This is a genomic window from Streptococcus mitis (assembly GCF_946188685.1).
Taxonomy (GTDB): domain Bacteria; phylum Bacillota; class Bacilli; order Lactobacillales; family Streptococcaceae; genus Streptococcus; species Streptococcus mitis_CC.
Map to the genome: position 1 here is coordinate 78463 of NZ_CAMHWH010000003.1, position 22895 is coordinate 101357.

At 40.9% G+C, this 22895-nt stretch carries 20 protein-coding genes and 1 tRNA gene; 1 reads left to right on the top strand and 20 read right to left on the bottom strand.

Annotated elements, in window-relative coordinates:
- Window positions 1-123: 123 nt before the first annotated feature.
- The 20 genes from smc to N8N51_RS03785 form a co-directional block, all read right to left on the bottom strand.
- Window positions 124-3663 carry a chromosome segregation protein SMC gene (gene smc / locus N8N51_RS03690; protein ID WP_261103597.1) on the bottom strand — a complete coding sequence of 1180 codons (3540 nt, stop codon included), beginning with the start codon at window positions 3661-3663 and terminating at the stop codon, window positions 124-126.
- On the bottom strand, window positions 3654-4352 hold the full coding sequence (gene rnc, locus N8N51_RS03695) for a ribonuclease III (RefSeq protein WP_000661487.1): 699 nt from the start codon (window positions 4350-4352) through the stop codon (window positions 3654-3656). The genes smc and rnc overlap by 10 nt, the downstream gene beginning before the upstream one ends.
- Before the next feature lie 182 nt (window positions 4353-4534).
- Window positions 4535-4606 (bottom strand) — tRNA-Arg (locus N8N51_RS03700).
- 65 nt (window positions 4607-4671) lie between these two features.
- Window positions 4672-5658: a GMP reductase gene (locus N8N51_RS03705; RefSeq protein WP_227325786.1), complete on the bottom strand. Its 987-nt coding sequence runs from the start codon at window positions 5656-5658 to the stop codon at window positions 4672-4674.
- Window positions 5659-5857: 199 nt separating this feature from the next.
- Window positions 5858-6637: an L-threonylcarbamoyladenylate synthase gene (locus N8N51_RS03710; RefSeq protein WP_261028742.1), complete on the bottom strand. Its 780-nt coding sequence runs from the start codon at window positions 6635-6637 to the stop codon at window positions 5858-5860.
- A gap of 27 nt (window positions 6638-6664) precedes the next feature.
- The gene (gene leuD, locus N8N51_RS03715) at window positions 6665-7258 is read right to left on the bottom strand and encodes a 3-isopropylmalate dehydratase small subunit (protein ID WP_261103598.1); all 594 of its coding nucleotides are present in this window, start codon (window positions 7256-7258) and stop codon (window positions 6665-6667) included.
- Between the two features lie 9 nt (window positions 7259-7267).
- The gene (leuC, locus tag N8N51_RS03720; protein WP_261077849.1) at window positions 7268-8650 is read right to left on the bottom strand and encodes a 3-isopropylmalate dehydratase large subunit; all 1383 of its coding nucleotides are present in this window, start codon (window positions 8648-8650) and stop codon (window positions 7268-7270) included.
- 3 nt (window positions 8651-8653) lie between these two features.
- Window positions 8654-8923 (bottom strand): DUF1294 domain-containing protein, encoded by a 270-nt coding sequence (locus tag N8N51_RS03725; protein ID WP_153209991.1) that lies wholly within the window; start codon window positions 8921-8923, stop codon window positions 8654-8656.
- The gene (gene leuB / locus N8N51_RS03730; RefSeq protein WP_153209990.1) at window positions 8920-9957 is read right to left on the bottom strand and encodes a 3-isopropylmalate dehydrogenase; all 1038 of its coding nucleotides are present in this window, start codon (window positions 9955-9957) and stop codon (window positions 8920-8922) included. Before leuB ends, N8N51_RS03725 begins: the two co-directional genes overlap by 4 nt.
- Before the next feature lie 11 nt (window positions 9958-9968).
- Window positions 9969-11531 carry a 2-isopropylmalate synthase gene (locus tag N8N51_RS03735; protein ID WP_261103599.1) on the bottom strand — a complete coding sequence of 521 codons (1563 nt, stop codon included), beginning with the start codon at window positions 11529-11531 and terminating at the stop codon, window positions 9969-9971.
- 313 nt (window positions 11532-11844) lie between these two features.
- Window positions 11845-12501 carry an MmcQ/YjbR family DNA-binding protein gene (locus tag N8N51_RS03740; protein ID WP_261103601.1) on the bottom strand — a complete coding sequence of 219 codons (657 nt, stop codon included), beginning with the start codon at window positions 12499-12501 and terminating at the stop codon, window positions 11845-11847.
- A 43-nt stretch (window positions 12502-12544) separates the two neighbouring features.
- Window positions 12545-13177, bottom strand: coding sequence for a copper homeostasis protein CutC (locus tag N8N51_RS03745; protein ID WP_261056885.1), 633 nt, complete (start codon window positions 13175-13177; stop codon window positions 12545-12547).
- Window positions 13178-13269: 92 nt separating this feature from the next.
- Window positions 13270-13629 (bottom strand): YbaN family protein, encoded by a 360-nt coding sequence (locus N8N51_RS03750; protein WP_117305290.1) that lies wholly within the window; start codon window positions 13627-13629, stop codon window positions 13270-13272.
- A 105-nt stretch (window positions 13630-13734) separates the two neighbouring features.
- Window positions 13735-15822 (bottom strand): type I DNA topoisomerase, encoded by a 2088-nt coding sequence (topA, locus tag N8N51_RS03755; RefSeq protein WP_000179656.1) that lies wholly within the window; start codon window positions 15820-15822, stop codon window positions 13735-13737.
- A 117-nt stretch (window positions 15823-15939) separates the two neighbouring features.
- Entirely contained in the window at window positions 15940-16788 is an 849-nt protein-coding gene (gene dprA / locus N8N51_RS03760; protein WP_060628151.1) for a DNA-processing protein DprA, read from the bottom strand.
- An 87-nt stretch (window positions 16789-16875) separates the two neighbouring features.
- Window positions 16876-17565 carry a CTP--phosphocholine cytidylyltransferase gene (locus N8N51_RS03765; protein ID WP_020902399.1) on the bottom strand — a complete coding sequence of 230 codons (690 nt, stop codon included), beginning with the start codon at window positions 17563-17565 and terminating at the stop codon, window positions 16876-16878.
- Window positions 17566-17576: 11 nt separating this feature from the next.
- The gene (locus N8N51_RS03770; RefSeq protein ID WP_000791850.1) at window positions 17577-18455 is read right to left on the bottom strand and encodes a DMT family transporter; all 879 of its coding nucleotides are present in this window, start codon (window positions 18453-18455) and stop codon (window positions 17577-17579) included.
- Window positions 18445-19314, bottom strand: coding sequence for a phosphotransferase family protein (locus N8N51_RS03775; RefSeq protein ID WP_261100156.1), 870 nt, complete (start codon window positions 19312-19314; stop codon window positions 18445-18447). The genes N8N51_RS03770 and N8N51_RS03775 overlap by 11 nt, the downstream gene beginning before the upstream one ends.
- Window positions 19315-19330: 16 nt before the next feature.
- Window positions 19331-20353, bottom strand: coding sequence for a ribitol-5-phosphate dehydrogenase (locus N8N51_RS03780; protein ID WP_000609874.1), 1023 nt, complete (start codon window positions 20351-20353; stop codon window positions 19331-19333).
- A 4-nt stretch (window positions 20354-20357) separates the two neighbouring features.
- Window positions 20358-21065: an IspD/TarI family cytidylyltransferase gene (locus N8N51_RS03785; protein WP_261103603.1), complete on the bottom strand. Its 708-nt coding sequence runs from the start codon at window positions 21063-21065 to the stop codon at window positions 20358-20360.
- A gap of 334 nt (window positions 21066-21399) precedes the next feature.
- Between N8N51_RS03785 and tacF the strand changes: the two genes are divergently transcribed.
- On the top strand, window positions 21400-22887 hold the full coding sequence (tacF, locus tag N8N51_RS03790) for a type IV teichoic acid flippase TacF (RefSeq protein WP_060628138.1): 1488 nt from the start codon (window positions 21400-21402) through the stop codon (window positions 22885-22887).
- Window positions 22888-22895: the final 8 nt, after the last annotated feature.

Here is a 22895-nt window from a genome sequence, read left to right on the forward strand (position 1 = left end):
AAAGCCTTTTCGCTAAAAGGAAATCCCAAATGTCGTTTTTTGCCCCTGAACTGACCTTAAAAAATCATTCAAGATGTTAGTTTTAAAAAATAGCATCCCCTAAGAGATGCTATCGTTTGGTAACTAGTCTACTGTTTCTTCCAAATCTTTTAACTTCACCGAAACAATTTTTGAGACACCTGATTCTTGCATGGTCACTCCATAGATAGAATCAGCCGCTGCCATGGTTCCTTTACGGTGGGTTACGACGATGAACTGGCTGTCCTTATCAAATCGATTGAGGTAATCCCCAAAGCGTTTGACATTAGCTTCGTCTAGCGCAGCTTCCACCTCATCCAAGATAACAAATGGAATGGTCTTGACACGGATAATGGAGAAGAGCAAGGCAAGAGCCGATAGGGCTTTTTCCCCACCACTCATGAGGTTAAGGGATTGGATTTTCTTGCCTGGTGGTTGAACAGAAATCTCAACACCAGCTGTCAGCAGGTCTCCCTCAGTCAAAATCAGGTCTGCTTGACCTCCACCAAACATCTGCTTGAAGGTCACTTTAAAGGACTCACGAATAGCTTCAAAGGTGGATTTAAAGCGTTCCTTGACCTCATCATTCATCTCTGTGATGGTCTCAAGGAGCAAGTTTTTCGCTGACAAAATATCATCACGTTGGCTATTCAAGAAATCCAAACGATTGTAAACCTCTTCGTACTGGTCAATAGCTTCCAAGTTGACAGGACCCAGTGAGCGAATAGCCTTCTCTAAATCCTGCACCTCTTGCTCTGCCAGATTGAGGTTTTCCAACTCATGAGACTTTTCTAAAGCTTCAGTATAGCTAATCTGATACTGGTCTGTTAATTGACTTTGTAGATGGCGCAAGCGATCGCTGACCTTTTCTTTCTTAGCTTCAGCACGTGTTTGCTTTCGAATCCATTCCTCATTCTGCTGGCGAGCCTGATCCAAATGACTGGAAATATCATCCAGCTGACCTTCAATATCATCCAACTCAAACTGCTTGCGAATCAAACCTTGTTGGAGGTTTGTTTTCTGAGTTTTGGATTCTTCTACCTGTTGACTGAGCAAATCTGTATCAACTTTCTCAAGATTGTCAACCTTTTCTTGAAGAAGACGCTGGATTTCCTCTTGTTCTATATCTAAATTGTCCAATTCTTTGCCTAAACGCTCAATATCAGCTACTTCATAACGTTTTTGCCCTTGCAGTTCTGTCTTAAGCAAGCGAGCTTGCGCTACCTGTTCTTGCAAGTTCTGATAACGTTCTTGGATGGCATTTTTGTTAGACTTAATCTCTTCAATCTCAGCTTCCAGATTTTGCTTGTCACTGGAAATAGTAGCAAGGCGCTCTTGGCATTTTTCCTTATCTGCTTGCCAATCTCCCTCAGTAAGACGATTTAATTCCTCTTCTTGGAGTTTCCAAAGAGTTTCTAGCTCTTCAACTTGCTGACTAGTTTGCTGATAAGCGAGGGACAAACCTTGCTCCTGAATACGAGCCTGCTCTCCTTGAGATTTGATGGCTTCTAATGATTCTGTCAATCTAGCCATCTCATCTTGCAAGGTCTTCAAAGTCGCCTCTTCTGAACGAAGACTTGCTTCTTCTTCAGCAATTTCTTTTTGTAATTGCTCCAGTTCTGGCTTGATAAAAATGCTGTTATTCTGGCGATTGGCACCACCTGCATAAGAACCACCTGTGCGCAACTCTGTTCCATCCAATGTCACCATACGAACCTGATAACGAACCTGGCGAGCTGCTGCACGCGCATGTTCCACACTATCAAAAATAGCTGTCGTTGCTAGCAAGTTTTTGAAAATGGCTTCTAGTCTCTTATCAAACGACACCAACTCATCTGCCATGCCAAGGAAGCCTGGACTTGCTGCGATAGCATCTTGATTCTGACTAGAAATCGTACGAGCCTTGATAGTCGTCAAAGGAAGGAAGGTTGCACGACCGGCTCTGTTTCGTTTAAGGAAATCAATCGCCTTGGTTGCCGCGTTTTCATCTTCTACGATGATATGCTGACTACTGGCTCCAAGTGCAATCTCCAGAGCAGTTTGATAATGCACATCAAAGATCAGGTGCTCACTGACTGCCCCAATTATTCCACCAAGACGGTCTTTTTCTTGGAGGACACTCTTGACACCTGCATAAAAGTTACTATGATTTCTAAGGATATTTTCCAAACTTTGGGCTCTGGCCTGTTTGTTTTTGAGATTATCCAGACGATCAAAGAGTTGACTTTGTTGAGCTTGATAGGAAGTTTTCTGCTCCTCTTGCTCCTTGGCACAGATTTGATAGTCGGCCAATAATTTCTGAACCTGCTCCTTGGCAGTTTCAAGCTCATTCCTTTGCTGACTTGCCTTCTCTTTAGCTGTAGCCAACTGTTCTTTCAGCTTTTCTAATTGATCTGCTTGTTTTTGAGAAAGCTGACGACTATTTTCCAACTCATTCTCAATACGAGTCAATTGGTTTGAGACATCTGCTTCTTCTTGTAAAAGGGCTACAAAGCGTTCACGTAAGAGCTCAATCATCTGATCAGGATCGTCTGAAAAAGCCAGCAATTCAGCTTCTAAACGATTGAGTTTTTGATTATTTTGGACCAGATTTTCCTCTAAAAGTGCTAAAGAGCTTTCTTTATCAGATTTTTCTTTGCTGAGTGATTTTCTCTTATCCTCCAAAGCAGCCAAACGAGCTTGTGCTTCCTGTTGATTGAGGGCTACTTGCTCAGATTCTAATTTCGATAGGGCTAATTTTCTCTCTAAATCACTAATCAGACTGGTCAAGTCCATCAAACTGCCCTGATCTTTGGCCATTTCAGCCTGTAAATCTTGGCGTTGCTTTTTAAGAGTATGATTTTCTTCCTCTAATTTTTCCCGCTTTTGGTAGTAGCTCGTCAAGAGTTCCTGAACCTGAGCCAACTCTTCTTCTGTCAACTCTAGTTCAGCCTTATTTTCCTTGATTTGAGCAACCAGCACGTCTAAATAAATAGCCTTGCGTTGACCTTCCAAGTCTAAAAACTTACGGGCATTCTCAGCTTGCTTCTCAAGAGGCTTGATTTGATTATCCAACTCGTAGATAATGTCCTCTAAGCGGTCTAGATTATCCTGAGTTTGTTGTAGTTTACTCTCAGTTTCTTTTCTGCGAGTCTTGTATTTCAAAACTCCTGCAGCTTCTTCGAAAATGGCACGACGTTCCTCAGGCTTGGAGTTGAAAATCTCCTCAACCTTCCCTTGGGAAATAATGGAGAAGGAATCTCGTCCCAAACCTGTATCCAAGAAAAGATCATGAATATCACGCAGACGTACTTTCTTACCGTCAATCTTGTATTCGCTATCTCCGCTACGATAGATATGGCGTTCTACCCTGATTTCTTGACCTGCATCCTTGATAAATCCGTCATGATTATCCAGAGTCACAACTACAGAAGCATAATTGAGCGGTTTGCGACTTTCAGTTCCAGCAAAAATGACATCCGGCATCTTGCCACCACGGAGACTCTTGACACTAGACTCACCCAAAGCCCAACGCAGACTTTCTGTAATATTCGACTTTCCAGATCCATTGGGTCCAACAACTGCCGTCACACCTTGGTCAAAGACGACCTTGGTCTTTTCAGCAAAAGACTTGAATCCCTGAATTTCGATTTCCTTTAAATACATGAATCCAGCCCTTTCTCAACGGCATTTTTGGCAGCTTCCTGCTCTGCTAATTTCTTAGAACGACCTTGACCTTGACCAATGCTTTTGCCTTCAACAAGAACCTCTACATCAAAGACCTTATCATGGGCAGGACCCGTTTCAGAAATCACCTGATAACGAATAGCCACATCTCCATTGACCTGTAGTAACTCTTGGAGATGGGTTTTGTAGTCTGTAATCATCTCAAATTCGCCTGCTTCAACCTTAGGAATCATGACTTGATAGATAAATTCCTTGACCTTGGCCACATCCTTGTCCAAAAGGAGGGCACCAAGAAAGGCTTCAAAGGCATCACCAAGAATGGTGTCACGATTGCGACCACCAGATTTTTCTTCTCCTTTACCCAGCTTGATAAACTGGTCAAACTGGCAATCACGCGCAAAACCAGCCAAACTCTCCTCGCGGACAATCATGGCACGAAGTTTGGACAAATCGCCTTCAGGCTTTTTAGGATATTTTTTATACAGATATTCTGAAATCAATAACTGTAGAACAGCGTCTCCTAAAAATTCCAAGCGTTCATTGTGTGAAATTTTTAAGAGGCGGTGCTCATTGGCATAACTCGTATGAGTAAAGGCAGTCTCCAGTAAATTTTTGTCTGCAAATTCGATTGCAAAATGGTTCTTTAGTACAGTTTGTAATTCTTTCATACCAACCTCTTTCTAACTGATAACAGTCCTTTTTATTATATCAAAAAAAGCCCCCTGAGTCACTCTAAAACGGGACTAGAGGGGATTTGCGCATTCTTTAGAATGATGTTTTCAGTTTTCGGGGCAAATTTGAGGCAGGATAAATAAAAAGCCCCATTAAAGGCTTTTTTAGGATGTTTACATCCACCCTGAGGGAATCGAACCCCCATCTCAAGAACCGGAATCTTACGTGATATCCATTACACTAAGGGTGGAAACTTGTCTTATTATAACAGAAATTTGCTCTAATAACAAGTTTTTTCTAGACGGATAGCCCGTCTTAGTGGGAAGCATCCCCATTCCAGATGGAGTTTTTCACGATAACATAATCAACGTGTTTAAGGTCAGCTACCTCACGACCACCTGCATAAGAAATAGCACTTTGAAGGTCTTGTTCCATCTCAGTTAAAGTGTCTTGCAGGTGACCTTTGGCAGGAAGCAAGATGCGTTTTCCTTCGACGTTTTTATAAGCACCCTTTTGATATTGTGAAGCTGAACCGTAGTATTCTTTGAACTGTTCGCCATCAACTTCAATCGTGTTCCCTGGACTTTCGATGTGTCCTGCAAAGAGAGAGCCAATCATGACCATGCTAGCACCGAAACGGATAGACTTGGCAATATCGCCATGAGTACGAATTCCTCCATCAGCGATAATCGGTTTACGGGCAGCCTTGGCACACCAGCGTAGGGCAGCTAACTGCCAACCACCTGTACCAAAACCAGTCTTGACCTTGGTGATACAAACCTTACCAGGACCGATTCCGACCTTAGTAGCATCCGCACCAGCATTTTCCAATTCACGCACGGCTTCTGGTGTTCCCACATTTCCAGCAATGACAAAAGTATCTGGCAATTCTTTCTTGATGTGTTGAATCATAGAAATCACGCTATCCGCATGACCGTGAGCAATGTCAATCGTGATATATTCCGGAGCATCAGCCTTGAGTTGGCTAACGAAATCATACTCATAGTCCTTAACACCGACAGAGATAGAAGCAATGAGCCCTTGATCGTGCATTCGTTTAATAAAAGGAATGCGTCCTTCCTCATCAAAACGGTGCATAATGTAGAAGTAGCCCCCTTTAGCTAGTTGCTCTGCTACATTTTCATCCAAAATCGTCTGCATATTTGCTGGTACAACAGGTAGTTTAAAGGTATGATTTCCTAGAGTGACACTTGTATCCGCTTCTGCACGGCTTTTAATCACACATTTATTTGGAATCAATTGAATATCTTCGTAATCAAAAATTGGAAATTCATTTAACATATCGATGTCTCGTTTCTTTTGTAATGACCTACCTATGCTTTCGCATCACTACGTCTTTTCCGACGTTTCCTTAATTTATTATAAACTAAAGTACAGTTTTTGTCAAATAATTTTATAAATTAAAATATATTGTTCGGGTTTTGATTATATCAAAGACAGAAAAGAGGAGAGATTATTTTCTCCCCACTTCTTCTACATTCTAATAATACTCACCCTGACGGTAGTCCCATGAGTTAAAGGTATCTGACAAGTGCATCATAATCTTATCAATATCAAGCCCTTTGCGGATTACAACTGGAGCTGGTGAAGTTGAGCGTGCTCCTCCTTGTTCTGGGATGAGTTTGCCGTCTTTATCGACCATAGAGACCATCACACCTTGCTCGTAGCGAGTTTCAATCGTTTTGTCAGGCTGGATAGATGCCACATAGTCGTCTGCCTCGATAACAAGGTCCACTGCGCCTTCGATACGTTCTCCAATTCCTTCTACCTTACCACGATTTCCTTTTCCAGATGGGTTTGCAGATGAAGCGTATACCATCTTGCCTTCTTCCCAAAGTTTGGCAGCCAATTGTTCACCAGCTTTCCCAAATTTGATAACAAAGCAGCTAGTACCACGCACGTCAGTCATAAGTTCTTCACGGCCATCACCGTATGCTTTTAGTTTTTCAAAGGCTTCTGGTTTCCAAGGAAGGATACAACCAAGAAGAATGTCTTCGTCCCAATGTTTTTGGTAAAAGGCTTCAATTTCTGGGTTGAGTTGTGCTAAAGCGCGAAGCTCATCCATGCTACCGCAGAGAACAACACCTGGTTTGTTACGGTTACGCTCTTTAGCTTCAAACTTGCGTTCAAGTCCTGCCTTATCGCTAGTCATGATGATGTAACCAACTTTAGTAGGGCAAACAATACAACCGCTCTCACCTTTTAAAATGTCATAGCCTTCTTGTGAAAGTGTTCCGTTCCATTGAATGTGTTTTGTCATAGTTCTATTTCCTTTTCTATTTTTCTTCTAATTCTGCCAATAGGCTGGACGTTGTTTTTCATAAGCAACAATCAAATCTTCATACTGCAAAGTAATACCGATATCATCCAAACCATTTAAGAGTTTATGTTTCCACTCGCTATCGATTTCGAAAGTAAATTCTCCAACGGGTGAGATGATTTTTTGTTGTTCCAAGTCCACAGTTACCTGGTCGGTTGGTTTTAGCTGGGCTAGTTTCTCTCGAACCTCTCTGGGCTGAACAATGGGCAACATGCCATTATTGAGTTCATTATTGTAATGAATATCCCCAAAAGACCCTGCAATCACGACCTTAAAACCATAGTCTGCTAAGGCCCAAGCTGCATGTTCCCTCGAAGACCCTGCTCCGAAGTTATCCCCTGAAATGAGAATACTGGCTTTGCGATATTCAGGTCGGTTAAAGACAAAGTCTGGGTCCTCAGTATACTTGTTATCCAGATAACGCCAAGCATACATGAGGTACTTACCAAAACCTTTTTTATCAATTAACTTGAGAAACTGCTTGGGAAGGATTTGGTCAGTGTCAATGTTATCATTCATAAGAGGAACAGTCGTTCCCGTATAAACTGTAAATTTCTCCATATCCTCTCCTTACTGGGCTTCTGGCATTTGCCGAACATCTACGAAACGCCCTGCAATAGCTGCCGCAGCTGCCATAGCTGGACTACAGAGATGAGTCTTAGCGCCAAAGCCTTGTCTGTCTTCAAAGTTTCGATTGCTGGTTGAGGCGCAGTGAACACCATCAGGGACCTTGTCTGGATTCATCCCTAGGCACATAGAACAACCTGGGTCTCGCCACTCAAAACCAGCGTCTAAGAAAACCTTGTCCAAGCCCAACTTCTCAGCAGCTCGTTTGACAGGACGAGAGCCTGGAACTACGATAGCTGTTAAATTAGGAGCTATTTTCTTCCCTTCAACAAATCGCGCAGCCAGTTGCAAATCGCTGAGACGAGCATTAGTACAAGACCCGATAAAGATATAGCCTAGTTCAATATCTGCTGGCTTTTGACCAGGCTCCAAGTCCATGTAATTGTAGGCTCGCTCATCATTCATATCCTTAATTTCTGGAAAGCTACTGTCAAAGTCAACACCCATAGCAGGATTGGTTCCCCAGGTCACCATGGGAGCCAATCCTGAGACATCCATCTGGATAACCTTATCATAAACAGCATCATCATCACTGATAATTGTTTTCCAATCCGCCACAGCCTCTTCAAAGTCCTCTGGAACACATTCTCGTCCCTTGAGATAGTCATAGGTGGTTTGATCCGGATTCATGATTCCCATCTTGGATCCAAACTCGATGGACATATTGCAGATGGTCATGCGCTCTTCCATGCTCAGTGCATCAATAGCCTGACCCCTATATTCCACCACATAGCCAACTCCACAGGCAACGCCGTACTTGGCAATCAAGGCTAAAATGAAATCCTTGGAATAAACTCCTTTTTGAGGAACACCTGTAAATTCCACCAGCATTTTCTTGGGTTTGACCTGCCAGAGGGTCTGTGTCGCAAAGACATGTTCGACCTCACTAGTTCCAATTCCAAAGGCGATCGCTCCGAAAGCTCCGTGAGTTGCCGTATGGCTGTCTCCACAGACAATGAATTTCCCCGGTTGGGTCCGTCCTGTTTCTGGACCAACCATGTGAACAATTCCTTGTTTTTCAGAACCATGGGCCGCATGTTCAATCCCAAACTCCTCAACATTTTCAGCCAGCTTATCAATTTGAGCCTTGGAAATGACATCTCGAATATCGTAGATATTGACCGTCGGGACATTGTGGTCAAAGGTTCCAAATGTCAAATCTGGTCGTCTCAATCTGCGACCTGCGTCTCGCAATCCTTGAAAAGCCTGTGGACTGGTCACTTCGTGAATATAGTGCTGGTCCACATACATGAGTTGGGGCTGCCCCTCTTCACCTGTGATGACATGGCGGTCCCATAATTTATCAAAAATCGATTTTCCTGCCATCCATTACCTCCAAATAACATATAAGGCTACTAGTGTAGTCACCATCCCAAGAAACCAAACTGTTTTAAAGTACCATTTTCTAGTCTTGTGGTGAAAAATGATTCCTGCTAACCAGGCACCAAAACCACCACAAGTAAATGCTAAAATAAGTAAGATTTTCTCAGGGATGCGCCAAGCTCTTCTCCTTGCCTTGGATTTGTCAACGCCATAAATCACGAAAACCATGACATTCCAAATCAAAAGGACTAGAGTAATTTTTTCGTCTAACTTCATAACCTTGCAATAATAGCTTCTGTCATTTCCTTGGTCGAAGCCTGTCCACCTATATCTCTTGTTAAAACACCAGCTGCCAAACTTGCCTCAACAGCACGCTCGATACGCTCTGCATCCTCATAACAACCAAAGCTATCTCCCAACATCATGGCAACTGACAAAATCATGGAAATAGGATTGGCAATTCCTTGACCAGCAATATCAGGTGCTGAACCGTGAATAGGTTCATAGAGACTTGGTCCATTTTCAGAATGACTGGCTGATGGCATAACTCCAAGTGTTCCAGATAGAACGCTTGATTCATCAGATAGAATATCTCCGAAAAGATTCTCCGTCACGATGACATCAAACTTAGCAGGATTGGTAATCATAAGCATGGCAGCTGAGTCGACTAGCTGGTGCTCCAAGGTTACATCTGGGAAATCCTGCGCGACTTCCTCAGCTACTTTCCGCCAGAGTTTTGAGGTCGCTAGAACATTTTGCTTATCGATACTAGTAACGATTTTTCTCCGACTTCTTGCGATTTCAAAGGCTTTGCGAATAATCAGCTCCACTTCCTCATAGCTATAGTCGTTGATATCACGCGCTTTGCGCTCTTTAAGGATATGATCTCCAAAGTAAATCCCGCCTGTCAACTCACGCACCACGACAAAGTCTACACCAGCAATTCGTTCCGGTTTGAGTGGTGACAAATGCTTGAGACTGTCAAAGATTTTTACAGGGCGAATATTAGCGTAGAGATTGAGTTCCTTACGGAGAGCCAGCAAGCCTTGTTCAGGCCGAACCGCTGCTCCATCATACTGAGGACTACCGATAGCCGCTAGGAGAATAGCATCTGCTTCCCTACTTGCCTTGAGGGTTTCATCAGGTAAGGGATGACCTTCAGCATCAATACCTGCACCGCCAAAGGGTCGTCTATCAATCTCATAGTCAAAACCTGTTTTTTCAGCTAGAGCTTCCAGAACATCTAAACCGGCCTCCATGATTTCTGGGCCAATTCCGTCCCCTGCTAGAGCTACTATTTTCTTTGTCATAGCATTCTCCTTTACACACTAGGCATATCGCGATAGGAAACGCTACGTCCCATCTCACCTGCATTCTCTTTTTGAACAAAGGTATTGGCATTGATGTAGGCAATAGCCGAAGCCTTCAACACATCGAAATCAAGCCCTGCTGCATTAAAGATGGTTTCTGTATCTCTATTTTCAACAGTTACCAAGACCCGAGCTTGGGCATCAATTCCATCTGTCACCGCGTCAATAGTGTAAGACACCAAGCGGACGGATTGGTTAAAGAACTTATCGATAGCGTTAAAGATTGCTTCAACGGAACCTTGCCCTGTCGCATTAAATTCGACCTTCTCACCATCCATATTAGCTAGGCTAACGAGCGCTTCGATATCATTATCCGCATGGGTTTGCAGTTGTAAATCATCAAAGTGGAAGCCTTCTGGATTTTCAACCATAGTTCCAGCTACCAGAGCACGAATATCTGCATCTGTGATTTCTTGTTTCTTGTCGGCCAGTGCCTTGAACTTAGCGAAGAGTGGTTTGATATCCTCTTCTGTAAAATCTAGGGCTAGTTCTCTTAATTTCTCGACAAAGGCATGGCGACCAGACAATTTTCCAAGTGGGAGGCTATTACTCTTGACACCGACCAATTCAGGAGTGATGATTTCATAGGTAAGAGGATTTTTAAGGACTCCGTCTTGATGAATACCAGATTCGTGAGAAAAGGCATTGCCACCAACCACAGCCTTGTTTTTAGGAACTGGAATACCTGAGAAGCGAGAAACCATTTCTGACGTATTGATGGTTTCATTTAAAACAATACTAGTTTCTGCTTGATAGTAATCTTGACGAATATTGAGGGCCACTGCAATTTCTTCCAAAGCAGCATTACCAGCTCGCTCCCCGATACCATTGATTGTTCCTTCGACTCGTCCTGCCCCATTCTTGACAGCAGCAAGGCTATTTGCCACTGCCATTCCAAGGTCATCATGACAGTGAGGTGAATAGATAATCTGACGTTCCGTCTTGACATTCTCAATCAAGTATTTGAAGATAGCTCCGTATTCCTCTGGAGTGGTAAATCCAACCGTATCAGGGATATTGATGTAAGTCGCCCCTGCATCGACCGCTGTTTGAACAACTTGCAGGAGGAAATCCAACTCCGTTCTGGTCGCATCTTCAGGAGAGAATTCGACCACTTCAAACTTAGAACGGGCATAAGAAACATGCTCCTTAATAGCTTCTAAAATCTCTTCCTTGCTCTTATTGAGTTTATACTTACGATGAATCGGACTGGTAGCGATAAAGACGTGAACCTGTGGATACTTGGCGTCCTTGAGAGCTTCATAGCAAGCATCAATATCAGACTTGACAGAGCGAGCCAGACCAGTTACCGCTGTTTTCTTCAAGACCTTGGCGATTTCCTGCACTGCTGTAAATGAGTCTGGACTAGCCGCCGGAAAACCAGCTTCGATGGCTGAAATGCCCCATTTCTCAAGCTGTCTTGCAATAGCAATTTTTTCCTTGATTGAAAAATTAACACCCGGTGTCTGTTCTCCATCCCGAAGGCTGGTATCTAGAAATTCAACTGTTCTCATAAGATTTCCCCTTTTCCAAATGTGGTTTTAAAAAAACATCTCGCTCAGAAACCCAAGCGAGATGTTGATTCACTCCCGCTTGGTAAGCCAAACAGGACTAATGCTTTTTGCACTAGCCCGAGTACCTCAACAACAAAGCAAATTGATTAAACTTAGCTGTTTTCATGTTTGACTTTCTCCTTCGTTTGATATCTTGTTTAGTATTTTAGCATAGGCAAAAGTACTTGTCAAGAAAAAATCCAATATTTTCTGAAAATTTCTTCAGTAGAGAATATTTTGCTAATTGAAAGTTCTTGAAAAATCTTGAAATGTTTCATTTTTTAGTGGTTAAGTTCCAACTTTTTTCTATCAATTCTAGCACTTCTTCATCTGATAAAGTATCATCAAGCGCCACACTAATCCAGTAGCGTTTGTTCATATGAAAGGCTGGATAAATGCCCTTTTTTGAAAGTAAGTCAGCTACTTGGTCATGTTTGAGGTTGACTGCTTCTACCTGTCCTTCTCTGCCCTTTTCCAACTTATCCCAAGAGATTTTCATCAAGACGGCATACCACTTTTTATTGCCTTCGTGTCTTAACACTGCTGTATCAGGCGACTTCTCCCACAAATACTCCAACTGATTGCCATACTTTTCCTGAACTTGAGTCATGATTCGTTTAGTCTGAGGACAGATAAAATCCTGTACATCAAAACAAGCCTTCCGAATCTGGTAGAGAATCTCCAGACAAGCCTCACGGACACTTGCAACAAAACTTCCTTTAAAACTTTCCATATGGACTTGTGGATAGAGGTCACCGGTTTCCTGGTCAAGGACTTGAAAACTCACATTATCAGCAGTGATGGATACAGTCATGACAAAGTCACCTTGCAAAATCTGGCAACTATAGGTCCACACTCCCGCATTTTCTACAAAACCATAAGCATGAGCCTTTTCTTGATTCAATTGATAGGACTTAAAAATTTCAAACATAAGTGAAAACTGCTACCCAAAGCTAGCAGTTCCTTTCTATTTTTTAAAAGACAACCTTGGTTCCGTGCAATTGTGTCACGCCCAGTTGGTCAATAAAGGTTTGACGGTTGTCAAGGTCAATCCCCCCACCAGGCAGAATTTCAATTTTACCTTTAGCACGCTCCAAAATTCTGTGATAGTGAGCAAAGCGTTTCTCTAGCGAGTCTCCAGACACACCCGCACGAGTCAGGATTCGAGTGATTCCAGCTTGACTGAGCCAGTCAATAGCTTCCAGTTGATCTTCATCGCTCAATTCATCAAAGGCCATGTGGAAGACAATTTCCATTCCTTTTGATGCAGCAATTAACTTTTCAAGATTAGGCTTATCCAACTTCTTATCAGCAGTTAAAGCCCCAAATACAACCCCTTGACTTCCAGTCTGAGCAGTCAACCGAATGTCTTCTAGCATAATTGCAATTTCTAGTTCATTATAGACAAAGTCACCACCACGTGGACGAATCATGGTCATGATGGTCGTATCGTAGTTAGCTGCCAATTCAACCGCTGCCTTGGTCACTCCATAGCTTGGTGTTGTTCCTCCCACTGCTAGATTATCACAGAGTTCGATTCGACGAGCTCCAGCCTGTATCGCTTTTTCAAGCAAGGTCACATTTTCAGCACAAAATTCGTAAATCATTTGATTCTCCTTGAAGATTACTTTAAATTTATTATATCATATTGTTGTGGATATGCTTTCAATTTTATCAAGGCAAATAACTACTATTTTAACTATTCTTTGTCTGGAATGACCTTGAAGAGATAATAGGTGATAAAGATGGTCAAAGCACCCAGACCGATTTTGACTGGTAAAAGAGGTGCAAAATAAATGGAAATTCCCATCAAGATGTAGATAGAGACAATAATCTTTTTTTTACGTTCACGCGCGATAGACTTAGTCTCCCGAAAATCAGCTACATATGTTTGATAGAGCTTGGTATGATACAACCAATCTTCGAAGCGCTTGGAACTTCTAGAGAAACAAGCAATAGACAACAAAAGAAAAGGCGTTGTGGGCAACAAGGGTAAAACTACCCCAACAATAGCCAAGGCTAGTGATAAAAAACCAATGATAAGATAGATAAAACGCATAACTTCTCCTAGTTAAAATAATCTTCTTCTAGTTTCGCATACAATGATGAATTTTGTCAAGCTCTAACCAAAAAGAGCCTGAAATTCACTTTCAGGACTCTCCTCTTATTTAATCTTTTCTTCTTCGTAGTCACCCTTGCTACAAACAACCTGCTTGCCACCACCACGGACTTTTTTCTCCATGAGGAAGTTGCCACATTTTGGACAGTCACGACCAACAGGCTTATCCCAAGAGGTAAATTCACATTCTGGATAGCGATTGCAACCATAGAAAAGGCGGTTACGTTTTGTTTTACGCTCAATAATTTGTCCCTGATGACAACTTGGACACTCTACACCAATCTCTTTCACGATTGCTTGGGTATGACGGCAATCTGGGAAATTGCTACAAGCGTAGAACTTACCAAAACGACCAAGTTTAATGACCATTGGACTGCCACACACTTCACAATCAAATCCAGCGGGTTCATCCTTGATTTGGATTTTTTCCATTTCTTCTTCAGCCTTGGCAACCTCTTTAGAGAAAGGTTTATAAAAGGCATCAATGACACGTTGCCACTGCTCTTTTCCGACTTCGACATCATCTAGCTTGCCTTCCATTTCAGCTGTGAAGGTCACGTTTACGATATCTGGGAAATATTCAACGATGAGTTTGTTAACAATTTCTCCCAACTCTGTCGGTTCAAAGCGTTTGGCTGCAAGGCGAACATAATAACGTTTCTGAATGGTTTCAATGGTTGGTGCGTAGGTTGACGGACGGCCAACCCCATTTTCCTCCAAGGTCTTGATCAGTGTCGCTTCAGAATAGCGAGCAGGAGGTTGAGTGAAATGTTGCTCTGGTTTGCTATTCACCTGCTTAACCACATCTCCAACAGCCATATCTGGTAACATCTTATTCTTGTCAGAATCATTGTAAATGGCAAGATAACCATCAAACTTAACCTGACTACCATTAGCAGCAAATTGAACCCCATTTTGAGATAATTTAACAGCCATGGTATCAAAGACAGCAGCTGTCATCTGACTCGCTACAAAACGATTCCAAATAAGAGTATAAAGCTTGAGCTGATCCTTGTCCAAATACTTAGCAATACTTTCAGGTGTATTAAAGACACTAGACGGACGAATAGCCTCGTGGGCATCCTGAGCTCCTGAAGCATTTTTGACCTTGCTACCATGCTTAGAATACTTACTACCAAAACGGTCCGTAATGAAACTTGCTGCTTCATTTTGCGCTACAGGACTGATACGAGTCGAATCGGTACGCATATAGGTAATCAAACCTTGCACACCAGAACCAATATTAATCCCTTCATAGAGCTGTTGGGCAACCATCATGGTTTTTCGAGTACGGAAATTGATTTTATTAGCAGCATCCATCTGCATAGATGAAGTGGTATAAGGTAAAGGAGCATTGCGCTTGCGCTCTTTCTTATCTACCTGATCCACTGAAAAGTCTTTACTAGTCAGACGAGACAAGACTTCCTTGACCTCATCATTGCTAGTCAATTTCAGCTTTTTGCCATCCACTCCATAGAAGGAAGCCTGAAATTGCTTGGTTCCCTTTTTAAAGACAGCATCAATTGTCCAGTATTCTTCTGGCTGGAAGGCATTGATTTCATTTTCACGGTCAATGATGAGTTTAAGGGCAATGGACTGTACTCGCCCTGCTGATAAGCCCTTCTTGACCTTCTTCCATAAAATAGGCGAAATCGAGTACCCCACCAAGCGGTCTAGAACACGACGAGCCTGTTGGGCATCGACCAAGTCCATATCAATCTTGCGTGGTTCTTTAAAAGCATTTTTGACCGCATCCTTGGTGATTTCATTGAAGACCACACGGTTGGCATCATTTTCATCCAAGTTGAGAATATGGGCCAAATGCCAAGAAATCGCTTCTCCTTCACGGTCCGGGTCACTCGCCAGAAAGACTTTATTAGCTTTTTTTGCTTCTTTTTTCAAGTCATTAATAAGAGGTCCTTTTCCTCGGATATTGATATATTGCGGTTCATAATTATTTTCAATATCGACGGACATACTGGATTTCTTCAAATCACGGATATGCCCAACACTAGCTAAAACCTTGTAGTTTCTGCCTAGATATTTTTCAATCGTCTTGGCCTTAGCAGGCGACTCCACGATTACTAGATTTTTTTTAACTGTTGATTTTTTCTTTTTTGTTGCCGTAGCCACAGTATCACACCTTTTCAAAGTAATAAACTTTATAAAGTGTAAACCATTTTGCCATAACTGTCAAGACTTAGCTCCTATATATAGAAGAAAAGTTTGTCTAGTAAGCGAACTTTCGTCTTAAAATTCAAATTCCGCAAGAACATCCTGCCCACTGGTGACCAATTTTGCCCCTTCTTGAATCAAATGATGGCAACCGTCTGATAGTCCATCTAAAATGCTACCAGGAATAGCAAAGACATCGCGTCCTTCTTCCATTGCTCGCTCACAGGTAATGAGACTACCTGAGCGCATCTTAGCCTCTGCTACAATCACACCACGGCAAAGTCCAGCAATGATGCGATTACGGGCAGGAAAATGAAATTTTAGAGGTTGTTCGCCTGGTCCATACTCACTGAGAACCAGATGGTCATTGCCGATGTAGTCTTGCAAGCGTTTATTGGCTTTAGGATAAAACACATCCAGACCTGTTCCAATCACTGCAATGCTTTTTCCGCCATTCTGAAGAGCTGCCATATGAGCTGCTGTGTCAATGCCCTTGGCTAATCCACTGACGATAACCAGTTCATTTTCCAATCCTTGAATGACTTTTTCAACTGACTTAGCTCCCTGTTTGCTACAAGCACGACTTCCCACGACCGCTACCTTAGGAAATTTCAAGAGGTCAAGATTTCCCTTGTAAAATAAAAGTACAGGCGCATCGTATATTTCACTCAAATCCCAAGGGTAACAGTCATCTAAAATAGAGAAAGATGGAAATTTTTTAAACTCCTTCTCCAAATGCGCATCGTCTATCTGAAAATAACGTTCCATAAAAACAGCTGGATTTCGGCAACCTGATATATCTGCAATATCACCTAACAACAGTTCTTGATCAACATTTTCACCGTATTCTAGGACATTCAAAATCTGTTGATTGGTCAAACCTGATTTTTTTAACTTATAGATTTCATAGTTTGTGATTTTCATAAATATCTCCATTTCTTTTTCTACTCATCTATTTATTCGTAAAAAATCAAAAAAACATCCGACTATTTCAGCCAGATGTTATAATTTTTAATTTTCGTTTTTAAGAATTTCTTCTAATTTATGATAGTCTTGGACACTATCAATTTCATAGATGCTATTGCCTTCTAATTCTTCAACATAGACATCTAGCTCTTTGATGTTATCCTTAACCATATTGTCCCAGTAGAGATCAACAAATTCACCACTTGCATAAGCCTTATCGATAAAGCTAACAATCTTTTCTGCAGTTGGAGCATCCCAGAAGGATACACCACTAAGAATGCGACCTGCCTTGCTATCAACAATAATGTCTTGAACCTTGTAGTCATCTCCATAGACCAAGAACCATTCGTTGGTACAATCTTCACGATAAACACTAAAATAAGTCGAACGTGTCAAATCATTGCGGAACATATTTTTAAAGAGATAATTATCGGCATCGATAACATAACTGTTAGCTAATTCTTCTTTTACAAGATAGAGAGAGTAAAAGTTATTGTAGTCAGCGTATTTATCATTGAAAACGAGGCGAACCCCATATTTTTCTTTCAAGTAATCGAATTGTTCTTTAAGGTAACCAACAATGATGATGATGTCATGGATACCTTTTTCTTTGAGAAACTCAATTTGGTATTCAATCAAGGGTTTTTGATTAACCTGAACCAAGGCTTTAGGGGTATTTTCAGTCATAGGACGCAAGCGAGTTCCCAATCCCGCTGCTAAGATGATGGCTTTCACACGAATCTCCTTTATTCTTTAATAATAATATAAACTCCAGCAATAACGACAAGTGACGTAATAATTGTCAGCATATCTAGCGGTGCACCCAAGAAAACAACTGCAAACAAGACAGTCCAAACTACATAACTCACGTTCAAGCCTGTAGCCTTGGCTGGTTGCAAGCGATTGATAGCGATATAATAAGCCAAGTAGGAAATCATATCAAAGGCAGCAAAGACAATCATGAGACCTAGCAATTGTCCATTGGCCACTTCTGCAAATGACTGATGAGAGAAGAGCACAATCACAAGATAGGACAAGAATGAAGTCACTTGACGGATTAAGAGGGCTTCGATTTCACTCAATTCACTTTCCATGGCAAAAGAACTAAGAACACTTTCGCTTCCCCATGCAATAGCACAAACCAAAGCACAGAGAATCCCAATGTAGAAGGAATTGACCTGTTCAACCTTATAGGTCTGGGCAATAATCCCTCCAATAATCAAGACAATACCAAATACAGTATTTTTCGAAATCTTGTGCTTCAAAAAGAAGAAAGCCAATAAAACTGAAATCGCAGGGTAAATAGCCGATACAGATGAAGCCAAGGAGCTACCGATATACTTAACTGCATAAAGATTGGCCTGCATACCAATAGGACCTGCTAATAAGGCTCCTATGATAACACTGACATTGCGAATATTTAAGAAAATTGAGAGACGAACTTTTCCTTCTTTTACCAAGAGAAAAGCTAGTAAGATAAAGATACTCAAGAAATCGTGAGCAGCGGCCACCACAAAGGGCGACAAATCTGTAAAAATTGAAAAGATGTAAGCGCTAATTGTTAGACCTAACCCCCAGAAAACACCTGAGAGTAGACCGAAGGAAACTCCATTTTTATTTTTCATATGAACCTCCATAATTAGCCAGACCTTTAACAGCTCTTTGGTAACGACTCACACCATAGTCACCAAAATCTGCACCTTGCTCTTCTTTGTAGACTGTCCATAGACTCCAAATAGCATCTTGTAAAATTTTATAAATGGCAATCTTTTCACGAGAGACAGGTGTTTGCTCACTGTCATAGTGAGATAAGAAAGCTTCTTCCTCTTGAGGAGTGAATTCAGACTCTAAAAAGAGAGCAGCCAAATCCCACATTGGATCGTTCATTGATGAATATTCCCAGTCAATCAGATAAAGTCGTCCTTGAGGTGATTCGATAAAGTTTTCAGGCACCAAATCGATATGACAAGATTTTCTGTCAACACCTAAGTCAGCCAATCTTTTCTCTAAGGAGAAGACTTCTTCTCTAACTGCTTCATAGTTAGCATAAGGGATTTTTTCCTCAATCAAAGATTCGTATTTTTTGATTTCTTCAAAAGGAGCAAATTCTCCTCTTAATTCCTTGTCAGAAGCATGAATAGTTTGTAATATTGGAGCAATTTTATCAAATTTGGTCTTGATTGACCTTGAATCAAGCGTAATCGCAGATTCGATATACTCATTAACTTTGATACCAGCTTCAATATCAAAAAGATAATTTTTTACATCTAAGTCTAAATCCTTTAGTAGTTCAAGATTGTACTTTTCATCTTGACGATTAATCAGTTTTTCTGTCCCTTTACCAAAAAATTTAACAATGTATTGCTTATTTGTCGTTTTGATCAAATAGTTTTGATTGGTCATTCCCCCCAGTTGTTCAACACTGAGGACTTCCTCTTCTTGACTAAGTAAGGAAGAAATTTTTTCTTTAATGATTTTCTCCACAATTAACCTCCAGGACTTATACTTCCCACTTAAACACGGTTTTAAAGGCTGTGTTTAAATCGGTTGCAAAGACACGGTGAATATCTTTAATTTCTCTTACAGGTTCTTCTAGATAAAGGATATTTTTAAGACGATTGGCAAATTTCTTGACTTCCATCATTTGGATTGCATTTTCAAAATCAATGCGACCAGAACGAGAGGACCCAACTAAGAGCAAGCCCTTTTCTAAGGCATCACGAGTATTGAGATTGACTTTATATTCGCTAACTCCCATCATGAGAATCGTTCCCTGAGGACGAATGTAGCGAATCAAGTCATTAATAGCTGGTCCAGTACCATCACCACCACAACACTCAAAAGCATGGTCAAAGGCCAAATCTTCAGGAATATTATCAGTAATATAACATTCTTTGGCAAATGAGAAAAGTTCCAATTTTTCCCAATGACGACCAATAACCACAATCTCTGCATCTGGCAAAGTATAGTTGATAATATTAGCAACCACAAAAGCTAAACTTCCATCTCCGATAACGGCGATTCGGTCCCGCTTGCTATGAGCAAGGGTCAATAGACGACTCATAGCGTGCATACCGACACTGACAAACTCTGTAATCGCTGCAACCGTATCTTCGATAGCATCATAAGCCACCACACGATCTTTAGGAAGAGAAACAAACTCTCTCATAAAGCCATCAAATCCACTAGACAAGAAATGAGCCCCTGTCATGTAGTTTTCATAGAATTCTTCATCACTCTGCATAGGAGGCTGATTAGGAATCATGACAACTTTTTGCCCAACCTCATAGGTTCCTGTCGGGTCAGAAATAACGGTTCCACATGACTCGTGAATCATTGCCATTGGAAGCTTTTTATTCAAAATCTTTGGATCACGTTTTCCTTGGTAGTAACGCTGATCCGCATGACAGACCGCCATATAATTAGGGCGGATGAGGATATGATTCTCTTGGTCAATAGCCTCTTCCTGATATTTGACATTGATAAACTTAGGCTTAGTTAGTTGATAAATTTGATTAATCATTTTACTAGTCTTTCTCAATCATACTTTTTGCAATCTTCAAATCTGTTACGGTTGTAATCTTCAGATTTGAGTATTCACCTTTGGCCAAGGCCACATCTTTTCCTTTGATCACAAAGATTTTACATGCATCTGTCAAGATTTCCTTCTCTTCATCAGAAAGAGATCCATAAAGGTCCATGAAGTCCTTGCAACGGAATGTTTGAGGTGTTTGTCCTTGATAAAGGTGAGCACGATTTGGAATATCTGTAATAAATTGACCATTGGTACTTTCAACGATAGTATCAACCGCTTCTACAACTGTGTCCACTGCGTCATGATTTTGGGCAAGTTGGATATTGTCCTGAATCATGCGAAGCGTAATAAATGGACGAACAGAATCGTGGGTAACAACGATATCCTCTGGTGTAAGCGGACGATAAGCATCAATGGCTTCAATGATTTTCTCAATACTTGTATTGCGGTCAGCACCACCCTTTGTAATGATGATACGATCCTTATGAAGAGGTAGATATTTATCTACAAGATCCTCTGCATGTGAAACCCAGTCTCCATGAACCCCAACCATAATTTTTTCAATACTTGGTTCCAAGACAAATTTTTCAATTGTATGAATCAAAATAGGTCGATCGCCTAGCTCTAAAAATTGTTTTGGCAAATTACTAATTCCCATGCGAGTACCAGTTCCACCGGCAAGAATTCCTGCATAAATCATCTATTTTCTCCTTTGTCTTACTAAAAAAACTTATTCTCTCTATTATACCACAATCTAGTCCTATCATGAAAGAAATACCGGACCTCCCTTTCTAGAATAGAAGGATTAAGGAGTTCTATTATTCAAAGAAACTAGTCCATTTCTAGTAGTGGCTAGGAATTCTGTAGTCATTACTAATAAATAGCTGTGAAATTTTAGAGTTCTTCAGAATAATATACTTTCCTTAAAAAAATCTTAAAATTAAGATTTGAAACTTCAAAGTGATTGCTTGACTTACTGCCCTTCATTTCTTATTAGCTAACTTTATGATATAATGAAAAACGAGGTAAATTGAATGAAAAGTATAAAATTAAATGCTCTATCTTATATGGGAATTCGTGTCTTGAATATTATTTTTCCCATCCTAACTGGAACCTACGTCGCGCGTGTCTTGGACCGAACTGACTATGGTTACTTCAACTCAGTTGACACTATTTTGTCATTTTTCTTGCCCTTTGCGACTTATGGGGTCTATAACTACGGTTTACGGGCCATCAGTAATGTCAAGGATAACAAAAAAGATCTGAATAGAACCTTCTCTAGTCTTTTTTATTTGTGCATAGCTTGTACGATTTTGACCACTGCTGTCTATATCCTTGCCTATCCTCTCTTCTTTACAGATAATCCAATCATCAAAAAGGTCTACCTTGTTATGGGGATTCAACTCATTGCCCAGATTTTTTCAATCGAGTGGGTCAATGAAGCTCTGGAAAATTACAGTTTTCTCTTTTACAAGACTGCCTTCATCCGTATCCTGATGCTGATCTCTATATTCCTGTTTGTCAAAAATGAACACGATATTGTTGTCTATACACTTGTGATGAGTTTATCGACACTGATTAACTATCTGATTAGTTATTTTTGGATTAAAAGAGACATTAAGCTTGTTAAGATTCACATAAGTGATTTTAAACCGCTCTTTCTCCCTTTAACAGCCATGTTGGTCTTTGCCAATGCCAATATGCTCTTCACTTTTTTGGATCGTCTCTTCCTCGTTAAAACAGGGATTGATGTCAACGTTAGTTACTACACCATGGCTCAACGAATTGTGACCGTTATAGCTGGTGTTGTAACAGGAGCTATCGGAGTGAGTGTGCCTCGTCTCAGTTACTATCTAGGAAAAGGCGACAAAGAAGCCTATGTTTCTCTGGTTAACAGAGGAAGTCGAATCTTTAACTTCTTTATCATTCCACTCAGTTTCGGACTCATGGTTTTAGGACCAAATGCTATCCTACTTTATGGTAGTGAAAAATATATCGGAGGTGGTATCTTAACCTCTCTCTTCGCTTTTCGTACGATTATCCTGGCACTAGATACCATTCTTGGTTCCCAAATTCTCTTTACAAATGGCTATGAAAAACGTATCACAGTTTACACAGTCTTTGCTGGGCTACTCAATTTAGGCTTAAATAGTCTCCTCTTTTTCAACCATATCGTGGCTCCTGAATACTACCTACTCACAACTATGCTATCAGAGGCCTCTCTACTTGTTTTCTATATCGTTTTCATCCATAGAAAACAACTCATCCACTTAGGACATATCTTCAGCTATACTATTCGATACTCGCTCTTTTCACTTTCCTTTGTAGGAATCTATTTCCTGATTAATTTCTTGTATCCCGTGGATATGGTCATTAATTTGCCATTTTTGATTAATACTGGTTTGATTGTCTTGCTATCAGCCATCTCTTATATTGGTCTACTTGCCTTCACCAAAGATAGCATTTTCTATGAATTTTTAAACCATGTCCTAGCCTTAAAAAATAAATTCAAAAGATCATAGGAGTTTAA